The sequence below is a fragment of the Ruegeria sp. K7 genome, from assembly GCF_056531785.1.
In genome coordinates this window covers 384,527-402,423 of sequence record NZ_JBQFMJ010000002.1, presented here as the reverse complement: position 1 = coordinate 402,423, position 17,897 = coordinate 384,527, and the positions used below count along the sequence as shown (strand labels likewise).

Genomic DNA, 17,897 nt, shown 5'->3' with positions numbered 1-17,897 from the left:
AAAGAATGAGGGTGCGGACCGGATGATTTCTGCTGACGACCTGATTGCGCTGGTCCGCAACTACAACCCAAAGACAAATGCTGATCGCATCGCCCGCGCCTATGAGTTCGGGATGCAGATGCACGAAGGGCAGTTCCGCCATTCCGGCGAGCCCTATTTTTCCCATCCGGTTGCCGTTGCCGCCATCCTGACCGAACAGCGTCTGGATGATGCAACGATCATCACGGCGCTGCTGCACGACACGATCGAAGACACCAAAGCCAGCTATGGCAAGGTCTCGGAACTGTTCGGCGATGAGGTCGCCAAACTGGTCGACGGCGTCACCAAGCTGACCAACCTGCAACTCTCCAGCCGCGAAACCAAGCAGGCGGAAAACTTCCGCAAGCTTTTCATGGCCATGTCCAAGGACCTGCGGGTCATTCTGGTCAAGCTGGCTGACCGACTGCACAACATGCGCACCATCAAGGCGATGCGCCCGGAAAAGCAGGTGCAAAAAGCGCGCGAGACGATGGATATCTATGCGCCGCTCGCAGGCCGCATGGGGATGCAGTGGATGCGCGAGGAACTCGAAGACCTCGCCTTCCGCGTCCTGAACCCCGAAGGCCGCCAGTCGATCATTCGCCGCTTCATCACCCTGCAACGCGAAACCGGCGACGTGATCCACCGCATCACCGGCGACATGCGGCATGAGCTGGAAAAGGCGGGCATCGAGGCCGAGGTCTTTGGCCGCGCCAAGAAACCCTATTCGATCTGGCGCAAGATGCAGGAAAAGGATCAGGGCTTCTCGCGCCTCTCGGACATCTACGGATTCCGCATCATCACGCCCAGCGAGGAAGATTGCTATCGCACCCTCGGGGCCATTCACCAGCGCTGGCGCGCGGTGCCCGGTCGGTTCAAGGATTATATCAGCCAGCCGAAATCGAACGGCTACCGCTCGATCCACACCACGGTTTCGGGGCGTGACGGCAAACGGGTCGAAGTTCAGATTCGCACCCGCCAGATGCATGACGTTGCCGAAACCGGTGTCGCCGCGCACTGGTCCTATCGCGATGGCGTGCGCTCGGAAAACCCGTTTGCCGTCGACCCGGCCAAATGGATCGCCAATCTGACCGAACAGTTCGACAACGAGGATGATCACGAAGACTTCCTCGAAGCAGTCAAGTTGGAGATGTATTCCGACCAGGTGTTCTGCTTCACCCCCAAGGGTGACGTGGTGAAACTGCCGCGCGGGGCGACACCGATCGACTTTGCCTATGCCATCCATACCCGCATCGGGCATGCCTGCGTGGGGGCAAAGGTCGATGGTATCCGGGTGCCGCTGTGGACCCGGCTCAAGAACGGACAGTCGGTGGACATCATCACCGCCGATGGCCAGACGCCGCAGGTCACATGGCTGGAGATTGCCGTCACCGGCAAGGCGCGCACCTCGATACGGCGCGCCCTGCGCGAGGTTGACCGCGAGCGGTTCATCAAACTGGGCAAGGAACTGGCCCGCGCCGGGTTCGAACATGTGGGCCGCAAGGCCACCGACAAGGCGCTGGACACCGCCGCCAAGCACCTGCGCCTGAAGGATCGTCATGAATTGCTGGCCCGTCTCGGCAGCGCCGAACTGACCGCGCACGAGGTGGTCAGCGCCGTCTATCCCGAACTGACCCAGGACGACGGCGATGCCATCCCGCTGCGCCGCGCGGTCATCGGGCTTGAGGCGGGGCAGAAATTCGACCGCGCGCCCTGTTGCCAGCCGCTGCCGGGTGAACGCATCGTTGGCATCACCTATCGCGGCAAGGGCGTGGTGGTCCATGCCATCGACTGCGACCGCCTGTCCGAATTCGAGGATGAGCCCGAGCGCTGGGTTGATCTGCACTGGCATCACGGCACCCATCAGGCGGTTTATGGCGCGACACTTGATCTGACCATCGGCAATGATGCGGGTGTGCTGGGGCGAATCTGCACATTGATCGGCGAGAAAAAGGCCAATATCTCGAACCTGGAATTTGTCGACCGAAAGCCGGATTTTTACCGCCTGCTGATCAATGTCGAACTGCGTGATCTGGAGCAGTTGCATTCGCTGATGCTGATGCTCGAAGCGGAAAGCGACGTTGCCGCGGTGGAGCGTTTCAGGGATCGGACTAAAACCGCAGTGGCGGCTGGTTGAGAGAGGGTGATCACGAGTGGTTTTCAAGCGCCGAGACCGACGCTCGCCTGCCCGGATCGCTTCGGAATTTGTCTATCCCCGTGGGGGCTGGACCCGTGCCTTTCACTATGTCAAACACCGCGTCCGTCGCCTGCCTGACACGCCCGAACGCATTGCGCGCGGTATCGGGGCAGGGGTCTTTGCCGCGTTCACCCCTTTCTATGGTCTGCACTTTCTGGTCGCGGCGGTCGGCGCGCGGCTGATCAACGGCAATATCCTGGCCTCCCTCAGCGGCACGTTTTTTGGCAATCCTCTTACTTATGTCCCCATCGGTGTGATCTGCCTGCAAACCGGGCATTTCCTGCTGGGAACCGAGTTCGAAAAAAGCGAAACCCGGGGTCTGATGGGCAAGTTCGCCGATGCCATGGGCGATCTGAAGGACAATTTCTTCGCGATGTTCACGGACCGGGTCGCAGACTGGGACGGACTGAGTATCTTCTATAGCGAGGTATTTTATCCCTACATGATCGGCGGCGTCCTCCCGGGCCTTCTGGCCGGGATAATCTGCGGGTATCTCAGCCTGCCGCTGATCCGCAAATACCAGCAGCGCCGCCGGGCGAAGATCAAGGCGAAGTTTGAAGAAATCAAACGGCTGGCCGGTGCAAAGACTGCCGTTCCCGAAACAAAGCCTCTAGGCTCGGGCCAAAACCAGAAAAAGGAATCGCGTGATGTCTGACAACTATCTGCGTCTGGGCGTGAATATCGACCACGTGGCCACCGTGCGCAACGCACGTGGCGGGGACTATCCCGACCCTCTACGCGCCGCAAGGATCGCGGAAGAGGCGGGCGCGGACGGCATCACCGCGCATTTGCGCGAAGATCGCCGCCATATCTCGGACGCCGATATCGACGGGCTGATGGAGGTTCTGACCGTGCCCCTGAATTTCGAAATGGCCGCGACCGACGAGATGCAAAAAATTGCCCTGCGCCACAAACCGCACGCAGTGTGCATCGTTCCGGAAAAGCGTGAGGAACGCACCACCGAAGGCGGGCTCGAAGTCGCGCGCGAGGAAAACAAGCTGGCCCATTTCATCGCCCCCCTGCGCGATGTCGGCTGCCGCGTGTCGATCTTCATCGCCGCCGACAAGCGCCAGATCGACGCCGCCCACCGTATCGGTGCCGAGGTGATCGAACTGCATACCGGCGCCTATTGCGATTTCCACGCCGAAGGCCGCATGGAAGACGCCGCGCGCGAGCTGGAAGCGCTGCGCGAGATGTCCACATACGCCCATTCGCTGGGACTCGAAGTTCACGCGGGCCATGGCCTGACCTATGAATCGGTCAAACCCGTTGCCGCTTTCCCCGAGGTGCGCGAACTCAATATCGGCCATTTCCTGATCGGCGAGGCGATTTTCCGGGGCCTAACACCAGCGATTGCCGAGATGCGCCGCCTGATGGATGAGGCGCGCGCATGATCACGCCCGCCTTTGTCGCGATCTGGTTTGCCTGGCTGATGGCCGGGGGCTCTCCGGGTCCGGCGACGATGGGCATCGCGGGCACCGCCATGAACGAAGGCCGTCGCGCGGGCCTGGTGTTTGCACTGGGAATCTGCGCCGGTTCCGCTGCATGGGGCGTCGCGGCGGCGCTCGGGCTGTCGGCGATCATGCTGGCCAATGTCTGGGTGTTCGAGGTGATCCGTTATATCGGCGTGGCTTATCTGGGCTGGCTGGCCCTCAAGGCCCTGCGCTGCGCCTTGTCCGCGGATGAGGTCGCGCTGGGCAACCCGGTCACTGGCTCGCTCCGCACGATCTTCGCCAAAGGTGCCGCCATCCACCTGACCAACCCCAAGGCGATCCTCAGCTGGGGCTCGATCTACGCCATAGTCGCCCCGAACGATGCCAGCCTTGCGATGCTGCTGGGTTATTTTGCAATGCTCTACGCAGGCTCACTGCTGATCTTCATCGGCTACGCTTTCCTGTTCTCGTCCGAGCGCATGGTTCGCTCCTACCGCCGCGCCCGCCGCTGGTTCGATTTCGCCTTTGCCGGTTTCTTTGGCGTGGCGAGTTACAAGATACTGACGGTGCGGGTGTCGTGATGCGAGAAAATTTCACTCTAACGCTTCTCGTTTGAAACGCCTCTCGTTTGACGCGTAACCTCTTGGAAAATAGAAAATAGAAAATAGAAAAATGAAAAAACCGAGTCTCCAGAATTTTGCTCTATGGTTGATTGCAATACGCGTAGCTATGGTATTCATTGATTTGCTATCTTTAGCGTTTTTTAACTTTGAGATTTCGTCATTTGCAGTTTCGATCGCACCGGTATTCGGAGCGGCGGTGGCCTCGGGGCAAAAGTATGTCCGCGAGAACGGGCGATTGTTGGCAGCTAGCCAGGCATGGCGATTTGCGGTGCTGGCGACTCTGGTTTTCATTTGTGTAGAAGCCGTTGTGACATCTACTCTCGGTCTGATCTTAGTCGGGCCAACCTTTTACTACGTTTTTACCTCTGTACTCTCCAGCGGCAGTAGTGGGGTATTCATTGGCGTGATGCTTTTCTATATCGTTATTGTCTTCATTTCGGTCCGAATTTTCTTTTCCATGGCGGCAAAAAGAGAACTTAAAGCACTGGAAAAGAACGCTCAAAAGGGAATGTAACGTTTGATCCTGGGCATCGGCACAGACCTCGCAAATATCGACCGCATTCAGGGCACGCTCGACCGGTTCGGCGACCGGTTCCGCAACCGTGTTTTCACCGACATCGAACAGCGCAAGGCCGAGCGCCGCCACGACACCGCCGGAACCTACGCCAAACGCTGGGCCGCGAAAGAGGCGTGTTCCAAGGCGCTGGGCACTGGTCTGCGCATGGGCATTGCGTGGAAGGACATGGCCGTGACCAATCTGCGCACCGGCCAGCCCGTTATGCACGTCACCGGCTGGGCCGCTGAACGGCTGAAGGAAATAACGCCCGAAGGTTATGAGGCCATCATCCACGTCACCCTGACGGACGACCACCCTTGGGCGCAGGCCTTTGTTGTGATCGAGGCGCGCCCCGTTCAAGATCGCCTCGCGCAGCCTTGACTTGCCCCCGGCCGACCCGCATGTAGCAACCCAATAAGCCAAGGACCGGAGAGCAGTATGGCCGAGGAAGCCAAATCAGGTAACGCCGTCTGGGAGACGATCAAAACCATCGTCTATGCCCTGCTGATCGCGGGCATTTTCCGTACCCTGTTCTTTCAGCCCTTCTGGATCCCTTCCGGCTCGATGAAGCCCACCTTGCTGATCGGCGACTTCCTGTTCGTGAACAAGATGGCCTACGGCTACTCCTACGCGTCCTGCCCCAGCGTGATCATTCCCAGCGTCGGTCTGAACATCGATGCCGAGGATATCTGCGGCTGGATGCAGGGGAATGACAATACGCGCATCTGGGGCGGCGAGCCCGATCGCGGCGATGTCATCGTCTTCCGCCATCCGGTCACCGGTCGCGACTTCATCAAACGGTTGATCGGCCTGCCCGGCGACCGCATTCAGGTCCGCGACGGTGTAATCATCCTGAACGGCACACCCGTGCAGCAAACACCCGACGGCGTGTTCACCGAAATTGCCGAACCGCAAGGCCCGCAGGGTCTGCGCCCGCGCTGCGAAAACGGCCCTGTCGGCATTGGTGGCGCCTGTGAAAAAAGCCGCCTGATCGAAACTCTGCCGAACGGTGCTTCCTACGAGGTGCTGAACATCCGCAATCAGGGGTCCGACAACACCGGCATCTACACCGTGCCTGAAGGCCACTATTTCTTCATGGGCGACAACCGCGACAATTCCAGCGACAGCCGCGTGCCACAGTCCGCAGGCGGTGTCGGCTATGTTCCTTATGAAAACCTGATCGGCCGCGCCGACCGGATCATGTTCTCGTCCGCTGGCCGTTCGATGCTGTTCTTCTGGACCTGGCGGGGCGACCGCTTCTTCAAGGCGGTCAATTGAAGCTTTCAGCCGAAATAAAAGCCTTCCAGCGGCGTTTGGGGTACGAATTCAAAAGCCCCGAACTGCTGCTGCGCGCGCTGACCCACGGATCGGTGTCCTCGACGACCCGGCCCGACAATCAACGGCTCGAGTTTCTGGGCGACCGGGTCCTGGGCCTGGTGATGGCCACCGCCTTGCTTGAGGCGGACAAGAATGCCTCCGAAGGCCAACTGGCCCCGCGATTCAACGCACTTGTTCGCAAAGAGGCCTGCGCCGACGTGGCCCGCCAGATTGATCTGGGCGCGGTCCTGAAACTGGGCCGGTCCGAGATGCTGTCCGGCGGGCGCCGCAAACAGGCCTTGCTGGGGGACGCGATGGAGGCGGTGATCGCCGCCGTCTACCGCGATGCGGGGTTTGAGGCTGCCCGCGATGTCATCCTCGCGCTCTGGGGCGATCGTATTCACAAGGTCGAGGCGGACGCCCGCGACGCGAAAACCGCGCTGCAGGAATGGGCGCAGGCCCGCGGTCAAAAGCCGCCCGCTTACGTCGAAGTCAAGCGCAGCGGTCCGGATCACGCCCCGGTCTTCACCATTGCCGCCCGTCTGCACGACGGAACCGAAGCGCAGGCCACCGCCGGGTCAAAGCGGCAGGCGGAACAGGCGGCAGCCAAGGCGCTGCTGGAAAATCTCGCGAAATAACCCGACAGGGATCCGTCTTCATCTGGCCGAAAATATCCCGGGGGTGAGCCCGGATATACGCGGTCAGCCCGGTTTTCTGATGCTCGATTACATGGCAATGAAACGCCCAGTCGCCGGGATTGTCCGCGACCAGTGCGATCTCGGCCACTTCGTCCTTCAGCAACAGCATCGTGTCGGTCATCAGGGGTGGAAGTTGGCGCAGGTTCGATTTCAGCGGCACAAAGGCCAGCCCGTGCAGGTGGATCGGATGCAGATTAGGCGATTCGTTGCGCAGCCGAAGCACATAGGTTTTGCCCATCTCCAATGTGGCCAGCGGACCGACACCCTGGGCCGCATCGCCGGGCCACGGGGTTCTGTTGACCGACCAGAAATTGTAACCCAGCGAACCGCAGAACCCGTTATTGGGAGCGCCACCCTCGGGTGTCCAGCCAAAGACGAATTCGTGCACCTCGGCCCGCGCCAGATCCGGCCTGGCGACCGGGTTGATGGGCAGGGGGCGCAGGTCCCGCAAGTCCCGCGAAAGCGTGGCTCCAACAGACCGCAGTCGCGCCGTGGCAACCGGTGCACTTCCTGGCAGTTTCGCCATCAGATCGACGGTCCGCCGCTCACCGGCAGGCATCACAACGGCAAAATCGACCCGTTGGCCGGGACCGACAAGCAAGGGGTCTTCCACGCCGGGCATCGGCAGCGCGATTTCGACCGGATGACCGTCCCAGGCGATAATCCGCGCCTCGGCCCCGGCCAGATGCAGCTTGTAGATGCGGGTCGTATCCGAATTGAGAACCCGCAGCCGCACCAGGCTGCCCGCCGGATGATCATAGGCCGGCCCCGTCAGCCAGTTCGCCGTCTGAATATTTCCGAACGTACCCGCCCGCGCGGCCCCGCGCGCGGTAAAGGCAGGCAGAAACTGCCCATCCTCGCCCAGACGGAAATCTCGCAGGTTGATCACCTGCTCACTGTCAAAGCCGGTGTCTTCGGCCTCGGCGATGACCATCACCCCGGTCAGCCCATGGGCCATCTGCTCCATCGTCATGCAATGCGGGTGATACCAATAGGTTCCGGCATCCGGTGGCGTGAATTCATAGGTAAAGACCTCATCCGTTCCGATCGGCATCTGGGTCAGATAAGGCACCCCGTCCATCTGGTTGGCAATCCGCATACCGTGCCAGTGCATGGCGGTGTAATCTGGCAGAGTGTTGCGCACCGGCAGGCGCATCACCTCACCCTGCGTGCCATACAGAACCGGCGGCGGTGCGTCGGGTGACAGGCTGACCATGCCCGTGGTCACCTGATCCTTAAGCGCAAAGCTGGCCGGTTGAATGACCAGTTCCTGCCCGTCTGCTGCCAGTCCCAATCCACCCAGACTCAATGCGCCTGCGGTAGCCCCGCTGCCCAAAAGAAACTCACGGCGTTTCATATGTGCCTTATTTTCGGATTTGATCGCCTGGCTGGGTTCGGCTGAGCGCACGGTATTCGTGCCATCCCGGACGCATGGCGGCAATGCGACAAATCCCTCTGGCCCGCATGGCCAATCTGCTATAGGGATGCGCAGTTGCAAACAGGATCGCATTGAACATGACCACACGCGCCGGATTTATCGCCCTGATCGGAGAGCCCAACGCAGGCAAATCCACCCTGCTGAACCGCATGGTCGGGGCGAAGGTTTCCATCGTGACACACAAGGTGCAGACCACCCGTACCCGAATTCGCGGCGTGGCGATGGAAGGCGACGCGCAACTGGTCTTTGTCGACACGCCGGGCCTGTTCAAGCCCCGCCGCCGCCTGGACCGCGCCATGGTCGCCGCCGCTTGGGGCGGGGCGGCGGATGCCGATGTCGTCGTGCTGATGGTCGAGGCCCATCGCGGCATCACCGAAGGGGTCGAGCGTATACTCGAAGGTCTCGAGGAGATCGGACAGGGCCGCGCAGTCGCGCTGGCCATCAACAAGATCGACAAGGTGCCGTCCGAGAAACTTCTGACCCTGACAAAAGATCTGAACGCACGCTATCCGTTTGCCGAAACCTTCATGATTTCGGCGGAAAAGGGCCATGGCGTCGATGACCTGCGCAAATGGCTGGCCTCGGAATTGCCCGAAGGCCCGTGGCTTTACCCCGAGGATCAGATCGCCGATCTGCCCCTGCGCATGATCGCCGCCGAGATGACGCGCGAGAAACTGACCCTGCGCCTGCATCAGGAACTGCCGTACCAGCTGACCGTCGAGACCGAGAACTGGGAAGAACGCAAGGACGGTTCCGCCAAAATCGATCAGGTCATCTATGTCATGCGCGATGGCCACAAGGGCATCGTGCTGGGCAAGCGGGGCGAGACGATCAAGGCCGTCAGCCAGGCCGCGCGGGCAGAGTTGGAAGAGTTCCTCGACCGCAAAATCCACCTGTTCCTGCAGGTGAAAGTCCGGCCCAACTGGCTTGAGGAATCCGAACGCTATTCGGAAATGGGTCTGGATTTCAAAGACGGCAACGCATGACCCGTCTGACGGCGGAATTCTGGGTCCATGCCTATCTGGCGCGGCTTCGCTTTCAGGAAATTCCTGCCTTCGTCGTGGCCCATGGCGACGACACGGCAGGCGCGGTGCTGATCAAGCTGAACACGCTTGACGGGCAGGCCACGGCCTTCCAGCGCAGCTTTGATCTGATGAGCGGCGAACGCAAATGGGTCGAACTGTCCGGCGGCCCCGAGCCGGACGTGGACGCCGCCATCCAGCGCCAACGCAGCTTTGACCCCGATCTCTGGGTGATCGAGGTCGAGGACCGGCAGGGTCGGCACCTGTTGGGGGAAGAGGGGTTGGAATGATTCCTGCTTCGAAGGGTCTTTGACGCGCGGATCAAAGCGTCTATTTTGAACCTGCTCCTGGCCAGAACGGACTGGCCTATCCGGGAAACAACACAAGACGATGAGGTGTTTGCGTGGCTGAAACACTCGCTGAGAAACTGGAAAAATCCGAGCTTGGCCACTGGATGCAGCGGTTCGAGGGCTTCATGGTTTTCGTCGGAGTCTTCGGCCCGTTCGCCACCCTTCCGCAATTGATCAAGCTCTACTTTACTCACTCCCAGCACGCCACCGGTCAGTCACTGCTTTCGTGGTCGCTCTATGCCGGTCTGTCGTTTCTGTGGTTCGCCTACGGGCTGGTGGTCGGCAAACTGCCGATTTACGTGGGCAACGGAATCTCGATGGTGCTGAATCTGCTCATGGTCATTGGCATTCTGATCCACGCGGGCGTGACGTTCTGACCCCGCATACTGTGGAACCACTCTGGCCTTACCACCCGCCGCTTTTCTGCGTGATATCGTGCCCGGTGGCGCTGAGCGTATCACCGGCAAACATTTTCACCTTGGGCGCAAACGCCTGAAAATATGGCTGCGATTGCACATGGGCCAATGTCTCGGCACTGTCCCAGCGTCCCCAGTGAAACCGGGACACACCATCATCGGCCACCGCAACCTGATAGGCGAATTTCCCTGCGGCCTCGGGGTCGGCGTCGATCGCCGCGATGAACGTGTTTATGGCTTCCAGCCATTCAGTCTCGTCGCCATCGTAGCGATATGTGATTGTAATTCCGCGCATCATATCTCATCCCTATTTAACCCTAATGTTAATTAGAGAGTGATATCGCCTGCACGTCAAGCTTTCATGGTTGCGGTCCAGACCCGCCACAGGTCAAATGGGCACAGCAAACGGCACGGGGCCCATTTGGACTGGCGCGATCACGGCATACTTCTGACCTCTCGCCGCCATGGCGAAACGGCGGCGATTATCGAGGTCTTTACCCAGACCCATGGACGTCATGCCGGTGTCGTACGTGGCGGGGCCAGCCGCAAGATTGCGCCGATCCTGCAGCCCGGTGCGCAGCTGGATGTGCTGTGGCGGGCGCGGCTTGAAGAACATATCGGAACTTTTCAGGTCGAACCCCTGCGATCGCGCGCGGCGGCGGCCTTTTCAGGACGTCTGGCGCTGGCCGGGCTGAACACGGTGTTGTCGCTTCTGTCCTTCTGCCTGCCCGAGCGAGAACCGCATCCGGGCATCTACAAGCAGACTGAACAGTTGATGGACCTGCTGGGGCAGGATGACATCTGGCCACTGGCCTATTTGCGCTGGGAACTGGCGCTGCTAGAGGAATTGGGTTTCGGCCTCGATCTCTCGGCCTGCGCTGTAACAGGCGCGACCGAGGGGTTGATCTATGTCTCCCCCAAAACCGGGCGCGCGGTCAGTGCAACCGGAGCAGGAGAGTGGGCCGACCGATTGTTGCCGCTGCCCCCCTGCCTGCGCGGCGAAGGGCAGGCACCGGATGCCGAGATCGTCGAAGGGTTGAAAACAACGGGCTATTTTCTGGAACACCGGGTAGCGCCTGCACTTGGCCACCACCCCTTGCCGGCGGCCCGGGCGCGGTTTCTGGATCAGCTCACTCGGCGGCTTTGAACACCATCTCGTGCCCGTCCTCATTGCGTAGGATCAGCACATCGCCCGACACCTCGGACTGGGTCATCGCCAGCAGGGCCGCGAAATAGAAACCTTCGGCCTCAAGCCCCGCACAGGCCGCGCGGGTTGCGTTCAGGTCGGTGACCTCGAACCACGGATAAGGCGCGTTCAAGGTGCCGCTGTAGCTGTTGCAAGGTGCGTTGCCTTCGATCCTGCCCTCTTCGGGGAACCGCAGCAGGGCGCTGGCTTCAAATGACTGCCCGTCGATTTCCTGCAAGGTCCATGTGCGGTCCGCCGCGCCATAGGCGGCCACGGATTCGTCCTTGTTGCATTGCAGCAACGCCAGCAGGGGCAGAGTCAGGATCAGGCGTGTCATGACGGTATCTTATCCTTTTGCGTATGTTGGCGAAACCTGTGTGGTCCAGATCAATAAGGTATCTCGCCGCTCAGCAATTCAGCGCGCACCTCGCTTCGGGGCCGCCAGTTATACTTGGTATCCTCGCGCACCGGTGCCCAGTGCAAGGCGCCGCTGTTGCGCCACGGGTCTAGGATAATGCCGTCATACAACGACGCCCCAGTGGCGCTGATCGACGCCGAATGGTGGATGATCCGGAACGTCGTCGGCGGAGATGTGGCCCAGTTCAGGTCAAGCGTGCGGAAATCCTCCTGCCGCAGCCGCTTCGTCATGGCCTCGGCCCAGTCATTGCACAACCCATATTCGCGAAAACCGTTGATGACCTTGGCGTTGTGGATGATGGCCGGATCCTCGACCTGCCATTCCCGCGCCAGACGCTGCGAATAGGTGTAAGCGATTGTGGCGGCCCTTTGCGCCTCGGCCGGGTCAACGTCGGGGCCGAGGCCTCCGATCGCTTGCGCCAGCGCGTCGATGTCGCTTTGGCCCGCTGTCGGCTGCGTGGTCGCGCAGCCGCTCAGGGCGATCGCGGTTAGGGTCACCCAAAGTGCAAGAAATATTCTGGTCATTCTTTGTTTACCAACTGCCCGTGTGGTTCCGTCTGTTCCACGGGATGCTCTACCCCAGTTTCGCGCGGAATCAGAGGGGGAAATTTTCATGCCCCGATTCAGAGGCACATCCTGGTAGGCAACCGAGTTCGCCAGGGTTTGCGCGTGTGAAATACGAACGACCGGAAGGTCCAGGCGCGTGCAAATCCGACAAAACAAGAAAAGACCCGGTGCAAGACCGGGTCCAGTTGGGGAAACAGAGATGCCGAAAACCGGTCAGCCGAGCAGACGTCGCGCGATAACCTGAGCCTGAATTTCGGCAGCTCCTTCGAAAATGTTCAGAATGCGCGCATCACACAGCACGCGGCTGATCTTGTATTCCAGCGCAAAGCCGTTGCCGCCATGAATTTGCAGCCCGTTATCCGCTGCCGCCCATGCGACACGCGCGCCCAGCAGCTTGGCCATTCCGGCCTCAAGATCGCAGCGCTGGCCATGGTCTTTTTCCCAGGCGCTGAAATAGGTCAGCTGTCGCGCGATCATGATCTCGACCGCCATCATGGCCAGCTTGCCCGACACACGCGGGAAGTTGATCAGAGATTTGCCAAACTGCTTGCGGTCCTGCGCGTATTGCATGGCAATATCCAGCGCGCATTGCGCCACACCAATGGCGCGTGCCGCCGTCTGGATACGCGCGGATTCGAAGGTTTCCATCAACTGCTTGAAGCCTTTGCCTTCTTCGCCGCCCAGCAGGTTCTCGCCCTTGACGTGGAAGCCGTCAAAACCCAGCTCGTATTCCTTCATGCCGCGGTAGCCCAGCACCTCGATCTCACCGCCGGTCATGCCGGGGGTGGGGAAGGGGTTTTCATCCGTACCGGGCGTCTTTTCCGCCAGGAACATGGACAATCCGCGGTGATCGGTGGTGTCGGGATTGGTGCGCGCCAGCAGGGTCATCACATGGGTGCGCGCCGCATGCGTGATCCAGGTTTTGTTGCCGGTGATCTTGTAATCACCGTTCTCGTCCTTGACCGCACGGGTGCGCAGGCTGCCAAGGTCCGAGCCGGTGTTGGGTTCGGTGAACACGGCAGTCGGCAGGATCTCGGCGCTGGCTATCTTGGGCAACCATTGCGCTTTTTGCTCATCCGTGCCGCCCGCAATGATCAGTTCAGCCGCGATCTCGGACCGGGTTCCCAGAGAACCAACGCCGATATAGCCGCGTGACAGTTCCTCGGACACTACGCACATCGAGGCTTTGGACAATCCGAACCCACCGAATTCTTCGGGAATGGTCAGGCCGAAGACGCCCATTTCCGCCAGTTCTTCAATGATCTCGATCGGGATCAGTTCATCCTTGAGGTGCCAGTCATGCGCGTTCGGTTCGACCTTTTCCTGCGCATAGCGGCGGAACTGGTTGCGGATCATTTCAAGCTCTTCGTCCAGACCCGAGGCGCCGAACATGGTGGCGCCGGACTGATCCTGCATCAGCGCGACCAGACGGCTGCGTGCGGCCTGTGAATTGGCCTGTGCCATCAGGGTTTGAACTTCGGAACACTGGAACCCGGACAGCGCGTCCCAGCCCAGCCCCAGATCCTGCAGGCGCACAACCTCGCCCTGGTTCATCGGAATGCCGCCCGCGACCTGATGCAAGTATTCGCCAAAGGCGATCTGGTGTAGCAGCTGTTCGATTTCACCGAACTTGCCGTCGGCCTCCAGCGTTTCGGCCCAACGCTGCATCTGTTGCAGGGATTGGTTATAGGTGGCCAGCCATGCAAGGCCGTGCGCGGCGGTCTGGTTGGCTTCGATCAGTGCCCCCGAAATCTTACCGTCAGCGCTGACCATATCGCGGACGGATTCCCGCGCCCGTTCAAAAACCGTCTCGACCGCCGGAACGGCAGCTCGGGTCAGGGTCAGCAGATCGGGCAAAATCGCAGGTGTCGTCATCTGGGTCATATCCTGTCCGTCGTGGGCCATGAATCACGTCCTTCTCTGGGTCGTCTGGTCATATCATGCTGCACGTGCAGCGCAACAAAAATACGAAATTTGCAGGTAAAAAGTTCAAAAATTACCCGATGAGTTTTGCAGTGCAGAGAAATCTGGGAATGGTATCAACGAGGCATGACATGGTTTTCAATACTCTCGACACAGGATCTGGAGCTGGCCGTTTCGATTGCCTTTCTTGCCGGTTGCATCAAGGGAATGGTCGGATTTGCCATGCCCATGGTTCTGGTTTCGGGGCTGAGCATCTTCTTGCCGCCCGAATGGGCCGTGGCCGGGCTGATCCTGCCAACTTTGGTCACAAACGGAGTTCAGGCGTTGCGCGAAGGTGTCCCCGCAGCGGTGTCGTCCATCCGACGGTTCCGTGTGTTTCTGATCGTGGGGCTGCTGTTTTTGTTTGCGGGTGCCCAACTGGTCAGCCTGGTTCCGCCGCGAACGCTGTTGCTGATGATCGGCGCACCGGTGACCTTCTTTGCGCTGATTCAGGTCTTGGGATCAAAGCTGACATTGTCGAAACCTTCAGCCTGGATTGAGGCGGCGATGGGTTCGGTTGCCGGTTTCGTGGGCGGCATGTCAGGCATCTGGGGGCCGCCGACCGTGATGTACCTGACGGCCCTGAACACGTCGAAGGCAGATCAGATGCGGGTTCAGGGCGTCGTTTACGGGCTGGGTGCGGTGGCGCTGGTTTTTGCCCATCTGGGATCAGGCATCCTACGAATGGAAACGGCCGCATTTTCCGGTTTTCTGATCGCACCGGCGGTCATTGGGTTGTGGGCAGGGCTGAAGTTTCAGGCACGGATTGATCAGGCTCGGTTCCGCAAGGTGACGTTGATCGTGTTGCTGATCGGTGGTCTGAATCTGCTTCGCCGGGGGCTGACGGGTTGAAGGGTCAGGCCCGGCTGTCCGCGTAGCGGAACGAGAAGTAGAGGATCAGCATCAGAAAAAACAAGCCGGAGATATCGCCGATCAAGAAGGCGATGTATTCCGCCGTGGCGCTGCCAAAGGCCATGTTGGTCAGGATCGACACCAGAAACGACGTGACAATCCCCACACCCATGACGCAGGCCCAGCATGGCCGTTTGTCGGGCCGGGGAAACAGGTTCCAACCAAGCCCTTTACACAGATAAAACACCGCAGGCGCGGTCGCGACGGCAATGACCATTGCCATCAGGCGGCTGGGCAGAAACACGTCCCATCCGCCGACATAAGCGAAGACGATGAAAACACCCGGCAGCAGTGCAAAAACGGCGCGCCATCCCAACAGCCAGGCGGCCAGAACCCGTACGCCATGCGGCAGAAACAACAGGCTGGCCCGGCTGGGGTATTCCGGAAAAAACACGTTCTGAAGGGGCATCAGAACCTCAAACGTGAGGAACGATACCACCACATAGGCCAAAGAGGCGTAGAAGGTTTCGGTAGCCCATTTTCGCACGACGATCAGCCGTCGTCACGAAACGCAGCGGCTTCATCTGGGTGCATGAACGATATACCGCCCCCGGTTGGCGCTGCCGCTTTGTGACAGATACCCTTTCTGGACCAGCGATTTCAGCGCGCGGAAGAATGTCGGGCGCGAAACGCTTTTGACAAGGGTGTGTTCGATCAAACCGAAAGTGCGCACTTCCTCGTCGGATTTGGACAGTTCCTCGGCGGCATAGTAGATATCGCGCTCAACCGGAGAGAGCTTCTCGAGGCCCAGCGTTTGTTCCATGCTCTGCATGAGTTTGCGCAATTCAGTGAGTTTCGAAATTTCCGTCATGATTTTCCGTTTTCCCCTTAGTCAGGTTTCAGTCACCCGTGGTGATGAGAAACATGCAGTGTGGTGCTGTATTTGGCATGTCTCATATTGACACTCATCCCTCTGGGACTAAACTGGTTTCCTGATTAGGCTGCTCAATTTCCAAGGTGAGTGAGTTCTTGAGAGCTGCCCAAAAGTTCTTTCAGTTGCGGCCCGGTGCGTTTCGTGCCGGGCACTTTTTTGACCTTAATGAAAACGTGGGTAGCGCAATTTACCGAATCAGGCAATGCAATTGCCAACACATATGGGTGAATACATCTATATGGCGAGCAGTGCTGCGCCTTTCACCCGGGTCCGGATGAAATCAGGGGCGCGGTGGCCCCTGAAATTGCCTTATCCGATTGCGACGGCTTTGATGTCTTCGTCGATAAAGGGCAGATATTGCTCAAAGTTTTCGGCAAACATCTGCACCAGTTTTTCAGCCTGTTTGTCGAAGGCCGCCTGATCGTCCCATGTGCGGCGTGGGTCCAGCAGGACTTCGGGCACACCGGGAACCGAGACCGGAACGTCAAAGCCAAAGCTGGCATCCTTGCGGAATTCCGCATCCGCCAGCGACCCTTCCAGCGCCGCAGTCAGCAGCGCGCGGGTTGCCTTGATGGGCATCCGGCTGCCAACGCCGTAAGCGCCTCCGGTCCAGCCGGTGTTCACCAGCCAACAGGTCGCGCCGTGCTGGGCAATCTTGTCCCGCAGCAGGTTGCCGTAGGCCTCGGGGCGACGCGGCATGAAAGGTGCGCCAAAACAGGTCGAGAATGTGGGCTGAGGCTCGGTAATGCCACGCTCGGTACCGGCGACTTTCGACGTGAAGCCTGACAGGAAGTGATACATCGCCTGCGCCGGTGTCAGCCGCGCAATCGGGGGCAGAACACCAAATGCGTCACAGGTCAGCATGATGATATTCTTTGGATGGCCGCCCAACGCCGATTTCGATGCGTTCGAGATATACTCCAGCGGATAAGCGCAACGCATGTTCGCTGTGAGGGAATCGTCGTCGAAATCCAGTTTTTTGGTCTCGGGATCGAAGACCATGTTCTCGATCACCGTGCCGAATTTCGTGGTGGTGGCGTAAATCTCGGGTTCTGCTTCGGCATTCAGGTTGATGGTCTTGGCATAGCAGCCACCTTCGAAATTGAAAGTGCCGCGGTCGGACCAACCGTGCTCGTCATCGCCGATCAGCACGCGGGACGGGTCGGCGGACAAGGTGGTCTTGCCGGTGCCGGACAGGCCGAAGAACACGGCGGTATCAACCGGGTTGCCCACAGCATGGTTGGCCGAACAGTGCATCGGCATCACGCCCTTGTCGGGCAGCATGTAGTTCAGCAGGGTAAAGACCGACTTTTTGTTCTCACCTGCATATTCTGTGCCGCCGATCAGGATCAGCTTGCGGTCGAAGTTCAGCGCAATCACGGTTTCGCTGCGGCAGCCGTGCTTTTTCGGGTCCGCGCTGAAACTGGGGCAGTTGATGACGGTGAAATCCGCGGTGAACTCGTCCAGGTCAGCGCGGTCCGGCCGTCGCAGCAGGTGGCGGATAAAAAGGTTGTGCCAGGCCAATTCGGTGACCATGCGCACGTTGATCGAATAGGCCGGATCGGCCCCACCGACCAGGTCCTGCACGAAATAGTCGCGACCCTTCATATGGGCCAGCATATCTTCATATAGCGCGTCAAAGCCCTGGGCGGTCATTGCGGCGTTGTTTTCCCACCAGATGGTGTCGGCGACGCTGTCGGTTTTGACAACATGCTTGTCTTTCGGAGACCGGCCTGTGAATTTGCCAGTCGTAACCAGAAACGCGCCGCCATTGCCCAGCGTGCCCTCGCCGCGCTTCAGCGCCTCTTCGATCAGCGCAGGTTCCATGAAGTTGTAATAGACATTGCCCAGACCCTCGATGCCCTGATCCTCGAGGCGGAATTGCGGGTTAACCCGTCCAGATGTCATGTG

General features: G+C 59.8%; 21 protein-coding genes. 13 read left to right on the top strand and 8 right to left on the bottom strand.

Features of this window, described 5'->3' with window-relative positions:
- The first annotated feature begins 22 nt into the window (after nt 1-22).
- The 8 genes from ACR0FE_RS06640 (at nt 23) to rnc (ending at nt 6,782) form a co-directional block, all read left to right on the top strand.
- Nucleotides 23-2,155 (top strand): RelA/SpoT family protein, encoded by a 2,133-nt coding sequence (locus ACR0FE_RS06640; protein ID WP_170611933.1) that lies wholly within the window; start codon nt 23-25, stop codon nt 2,153-2,155.
- A 16-nt stretch (nt 2,156-2,171) separates the two neighbouring features.
- Entirely contained in the window at nt 2,172-2,870 is a 699-nt protein-coding gene (locus ACR0FE_RS06635; protein ID WP_170611931.1) for a DUF2062 domain-containing protein, read from the top strand.
- Nucleotides 2,863-3,609 (top strand): pyridoxine 5'-phosphate synthase, encoded by a 747-nt coding sequence (locus ACR0FE_RS06630; protein ID WP_480812505.1) that lies wholly within the window; start codon nt 2,863-2,865, stop codon nt 3,607-3,609. The genes ACR0FE_RS06635 and ACR0FE_RS06630 overlap by 8 nt, the downstream gene beginning before the upstream one ends.
- Nucleotides 3,606-4,229 (top strand): LysE family translocator, encoded by a 624-nt coding sequence (locus ACR0FE_RS06625; protein WP_480911816.1) that lies wholly within the window; start codon nt 3,606-3,608, stop codon nt 4,227-4,229. Before ACR0FE_RS06630 ends, ACR0FE_RS06625 begins: the two co-directional genes overlap by 4 nt.
- A 91-nt stretch (nt 4,230-4,320) precedes the next feature.
- Nucleotides 4,321-4,785 (top strand): ABZJ_00895 family protein, encoded by a 465-nt coding sequence (locus ACR0FE_RS06620; protein ID WP_170611925.1) that lies wholly within the window; start codon nt 4,321-4,323, stop codon nt 4,783-4,785.
- Nucleotides 4,786-4,788: 3 nt separating this feature from the next.
- Nucleotides 4,789-5,208 (top strand): holo-ACP synthase, encoded by a 420-nt coding sequence (acpS, locus tag ACR0FE_RS06615; RefSeq protein ID WP_480911814.1) that lies wholly within the window; start codon nt 4,789-4,791, stop codon nt 5,206-5,208.
- Nucleotides 5,209-5,265: 57 nt separating this feature from the next.
- Nucleotides 5,266-6,105, top strand: a complete 840-nt coding sequence (gene lepB, locus ACR0FE_RS06610) for a signal peptidase I (RefSeq protein ID WP_480911811.1) — start codon at nt 5,266-5,268, stop codon at nt 6,103-6,105.
- Nucleotides 6,102-6,782 (top strand): ribonuclease III, encoded by a 681-nt coding sequence (gene rnc, locus ACR0FE_RS06605; RefSeq protein WP_480911809.1) that lies wholly within the window; start codon nt 6,102-6,104, stop codon nt 6,780-6,782. The genes lepB and rnc overlap by 4 nt, the downstream gene beginning before the upstream one ends.
- Here the strand turns inward: rnc and ACR0FE_RS06600 are convergent.
- Nucleotides 6,670-8,199: a multicopper oxidase family protein gene (locus tag ACR0FE_RS06600; protein WP_480911806.1), complete on the bottom strand. Its 1,530-nt coding sequence runs from the start codon at nt 8,197-8,199 to the stop codon at nt 6,670-6,672. The genes rnc and ACR0FE_RS06600 overlap by 113 nt on opposite strands.
- Before the next feature lie 158 nt (nt 8,200-8,357).
- Here ACR0FE_RS06600 and era point away from each other — a divergent pair, with 158 nt between their 5' ends.
- The 3 genes from era to ACR0FE_RS06585 all read left to right on the top strand — a co-directional run bounded on the left by era (nt 8,358) and on the right by ACR0FE_RS06585 (nt 10,029).
- Nucleotides 8,358-9,266, top strand: coding sequence for a GTPase Era (gene era / locus ACR0FE_RS06595; RefSeq protein ID WP_170611915.1), 909 nt, complete (start codon nt 8,358-8,360; stop codon nt 9,264-9,266).
- The gene (locus tag ACR0FE_RS06590; protein ID WP_170611913.1) at nt 9,263-9,592 is read left to right on the top strand and encodes a DUF1491 family protein; all 330 of its coding nucleotides are present in this window, start codon (nt 9,263-9,265) and stop codon (nt 9,590-9,592) included. Before era ends, ACR0FE_RS06590 begins: the two co-directional genes overlap by 4 nt.
- A gap of 113 nt (nt 9,593-9,705) precedes the next feature.
- A complete protein-coding gene (locus ACR0FE_RS06585; RefSeq protein ID WP_170611911.1) occupies nt 9,706-10,029 on the top strand; it encodes a SemiSWEET transporter in 324 nt (107 codons plus the stop codon).
- A 28-nt stretch (nt 10,030-10,057) separates the two neighbouring features.
- Here the strand turns inward: ACR0FE_RS06585 and ACR0FE_RS06580 are convergent, their stop codons facing one another.
- Complete coding sequence (locus ACR0FE_RS06580) at nt 10,058-10,363, bottom strand: hypothetical protein (RefSeq protein WP_480526266.1); 306 nt, start codon at nt 10,361-10,363, stop codon at nt 10,058-10,060.
- Nucleotides 10,364-10,489: 126 nt separating this feature from the next.
- Between ACR0FE_RS06580 and recO the strand changes: the two genes are divergently transcribed.
- Complete coding sequence (gene recO / locus ACR0FE_RS06575; RefSeq protein ID WP_480911915.1) at nt 10,490-11,215, top strand: DNA repair protein RecO; 726 nt, start codon at nt 10,490-10,492, stop codon at nt 11,213-11,215.
- On the opposite strand, the gene ACR0FE_RS06570 is transcribed toward recO, so the two are convergent.
- From ACR0FE_RS06570 to ACR0FE_RS06560, 3 genes are all read right to left on the bottom strand, one after another.
- The gene (locus ACR0FE_RS06570; RefSeq protein ID WP_480911801.1) at nt 11,199-11,591 is read right to left on the bottom strand and encodes an META domain-containing protein; all 393 of its coding nucleotides are present in this window, start codon (nt 11,589-11,591) and stop codon (nt 11,199-11,201) included. The two genes, recO and ACR0FE_RS06570, sit on opposite strands and share 17 nt — an antisense overlap.
- Nucleotides 11,592-11,641: 50 nt before the next feature.
- On the bottom strand, nt 11,642-12,196 hold the full coding sequence (locus ACR0FE_RS06565) for a hypothetical protein (protein WP_480911798.1): 555 nt from the start codon (nt 12,194-12,196) through the stop codon (nt 11,642-11,644).
- Nucleotides 12,197-12,451: 255 nt separating this feature from the next.
- Nucleotides 12,452-14,143: an acyl-CoA dehydrogenase family protein gene (locus ACR0FE_RS06560; protein ID WP_480911796.1), complete on the bottom strand. Its 1,692-nt coding sequence runs from the start codon at nt 14,141-14,143 to the stop codon at nt 12,452-12,454.
- A gap of 144 nt (nt 14,144-14,287) precedes the next feature.
- On the opposite strand from ACR0FE_RS06560, the gene ACR0FE_RS06555 reads away from it, so the two are divergent.
- Nucleotides 14,288-15,052 carry a sulfite exporter TauE/SafE family protein gene (locus ACR0FE_RS06555; protein ID WP_480911794.1) on the top strand — a complete coding sequence of 255 codons (765 nt, stop codon included), beginning with the start codon at nt 14,288-14,290 and terminating at the stop codon, nt 15,050-15,052.
- 4 nt (nt 15,053-15,056) lie between these two features.
- On the opposite strand, the gene ACR0FE_RS06550 is transcribed toward ACR0FE_RS06555, so the two are convergent.
- The 3 genes from ACR0FE_RS06550 to ACR0FE_RS06540 all read right to left on the bottom strand — a co-directional run bounded on the left by ACR0FE_RS06550 (nt 15,057) and on the right by ACR0FE_RS06540 (nt 17,894).
- Nucleotides 15,057-15,599, bottom strand: coding sequence for a hypothetical protein (locus ACR0FE_RS06550; RefSeq protein WP_480911791.1), 543 nt, complete (start codon nt 15,597-15,599; stop codon nt 15,057-15,059).
- 33 nt (nt 15,600-15,632) lie between these two features.
- Complete coding sequence (locus ACR0FE_RS06545; RefSeq protein WP_170681515.1) at nt 15,633-15,923, bottom strand: hypothetical protein; 291 nt, start codon at nt 15,921-15,923, stop codon at nt 15,633-15,635.
- 372 nt (nt 15,924-16,295) lie between these two features.
- Complete coding sequence (locus ACR0FE_RS06540) at nt 16,296-17,894, bottom strand: phosphoenolpyruvate carboxykinase (protein ID WP_480911788.1); 1,599 nt, start codon at nt 17,892-17,894, stop codon at nt 16,296-16,298.
- Nucleotides 17,895-17,897: the final 3 nt, after the last annotated feature.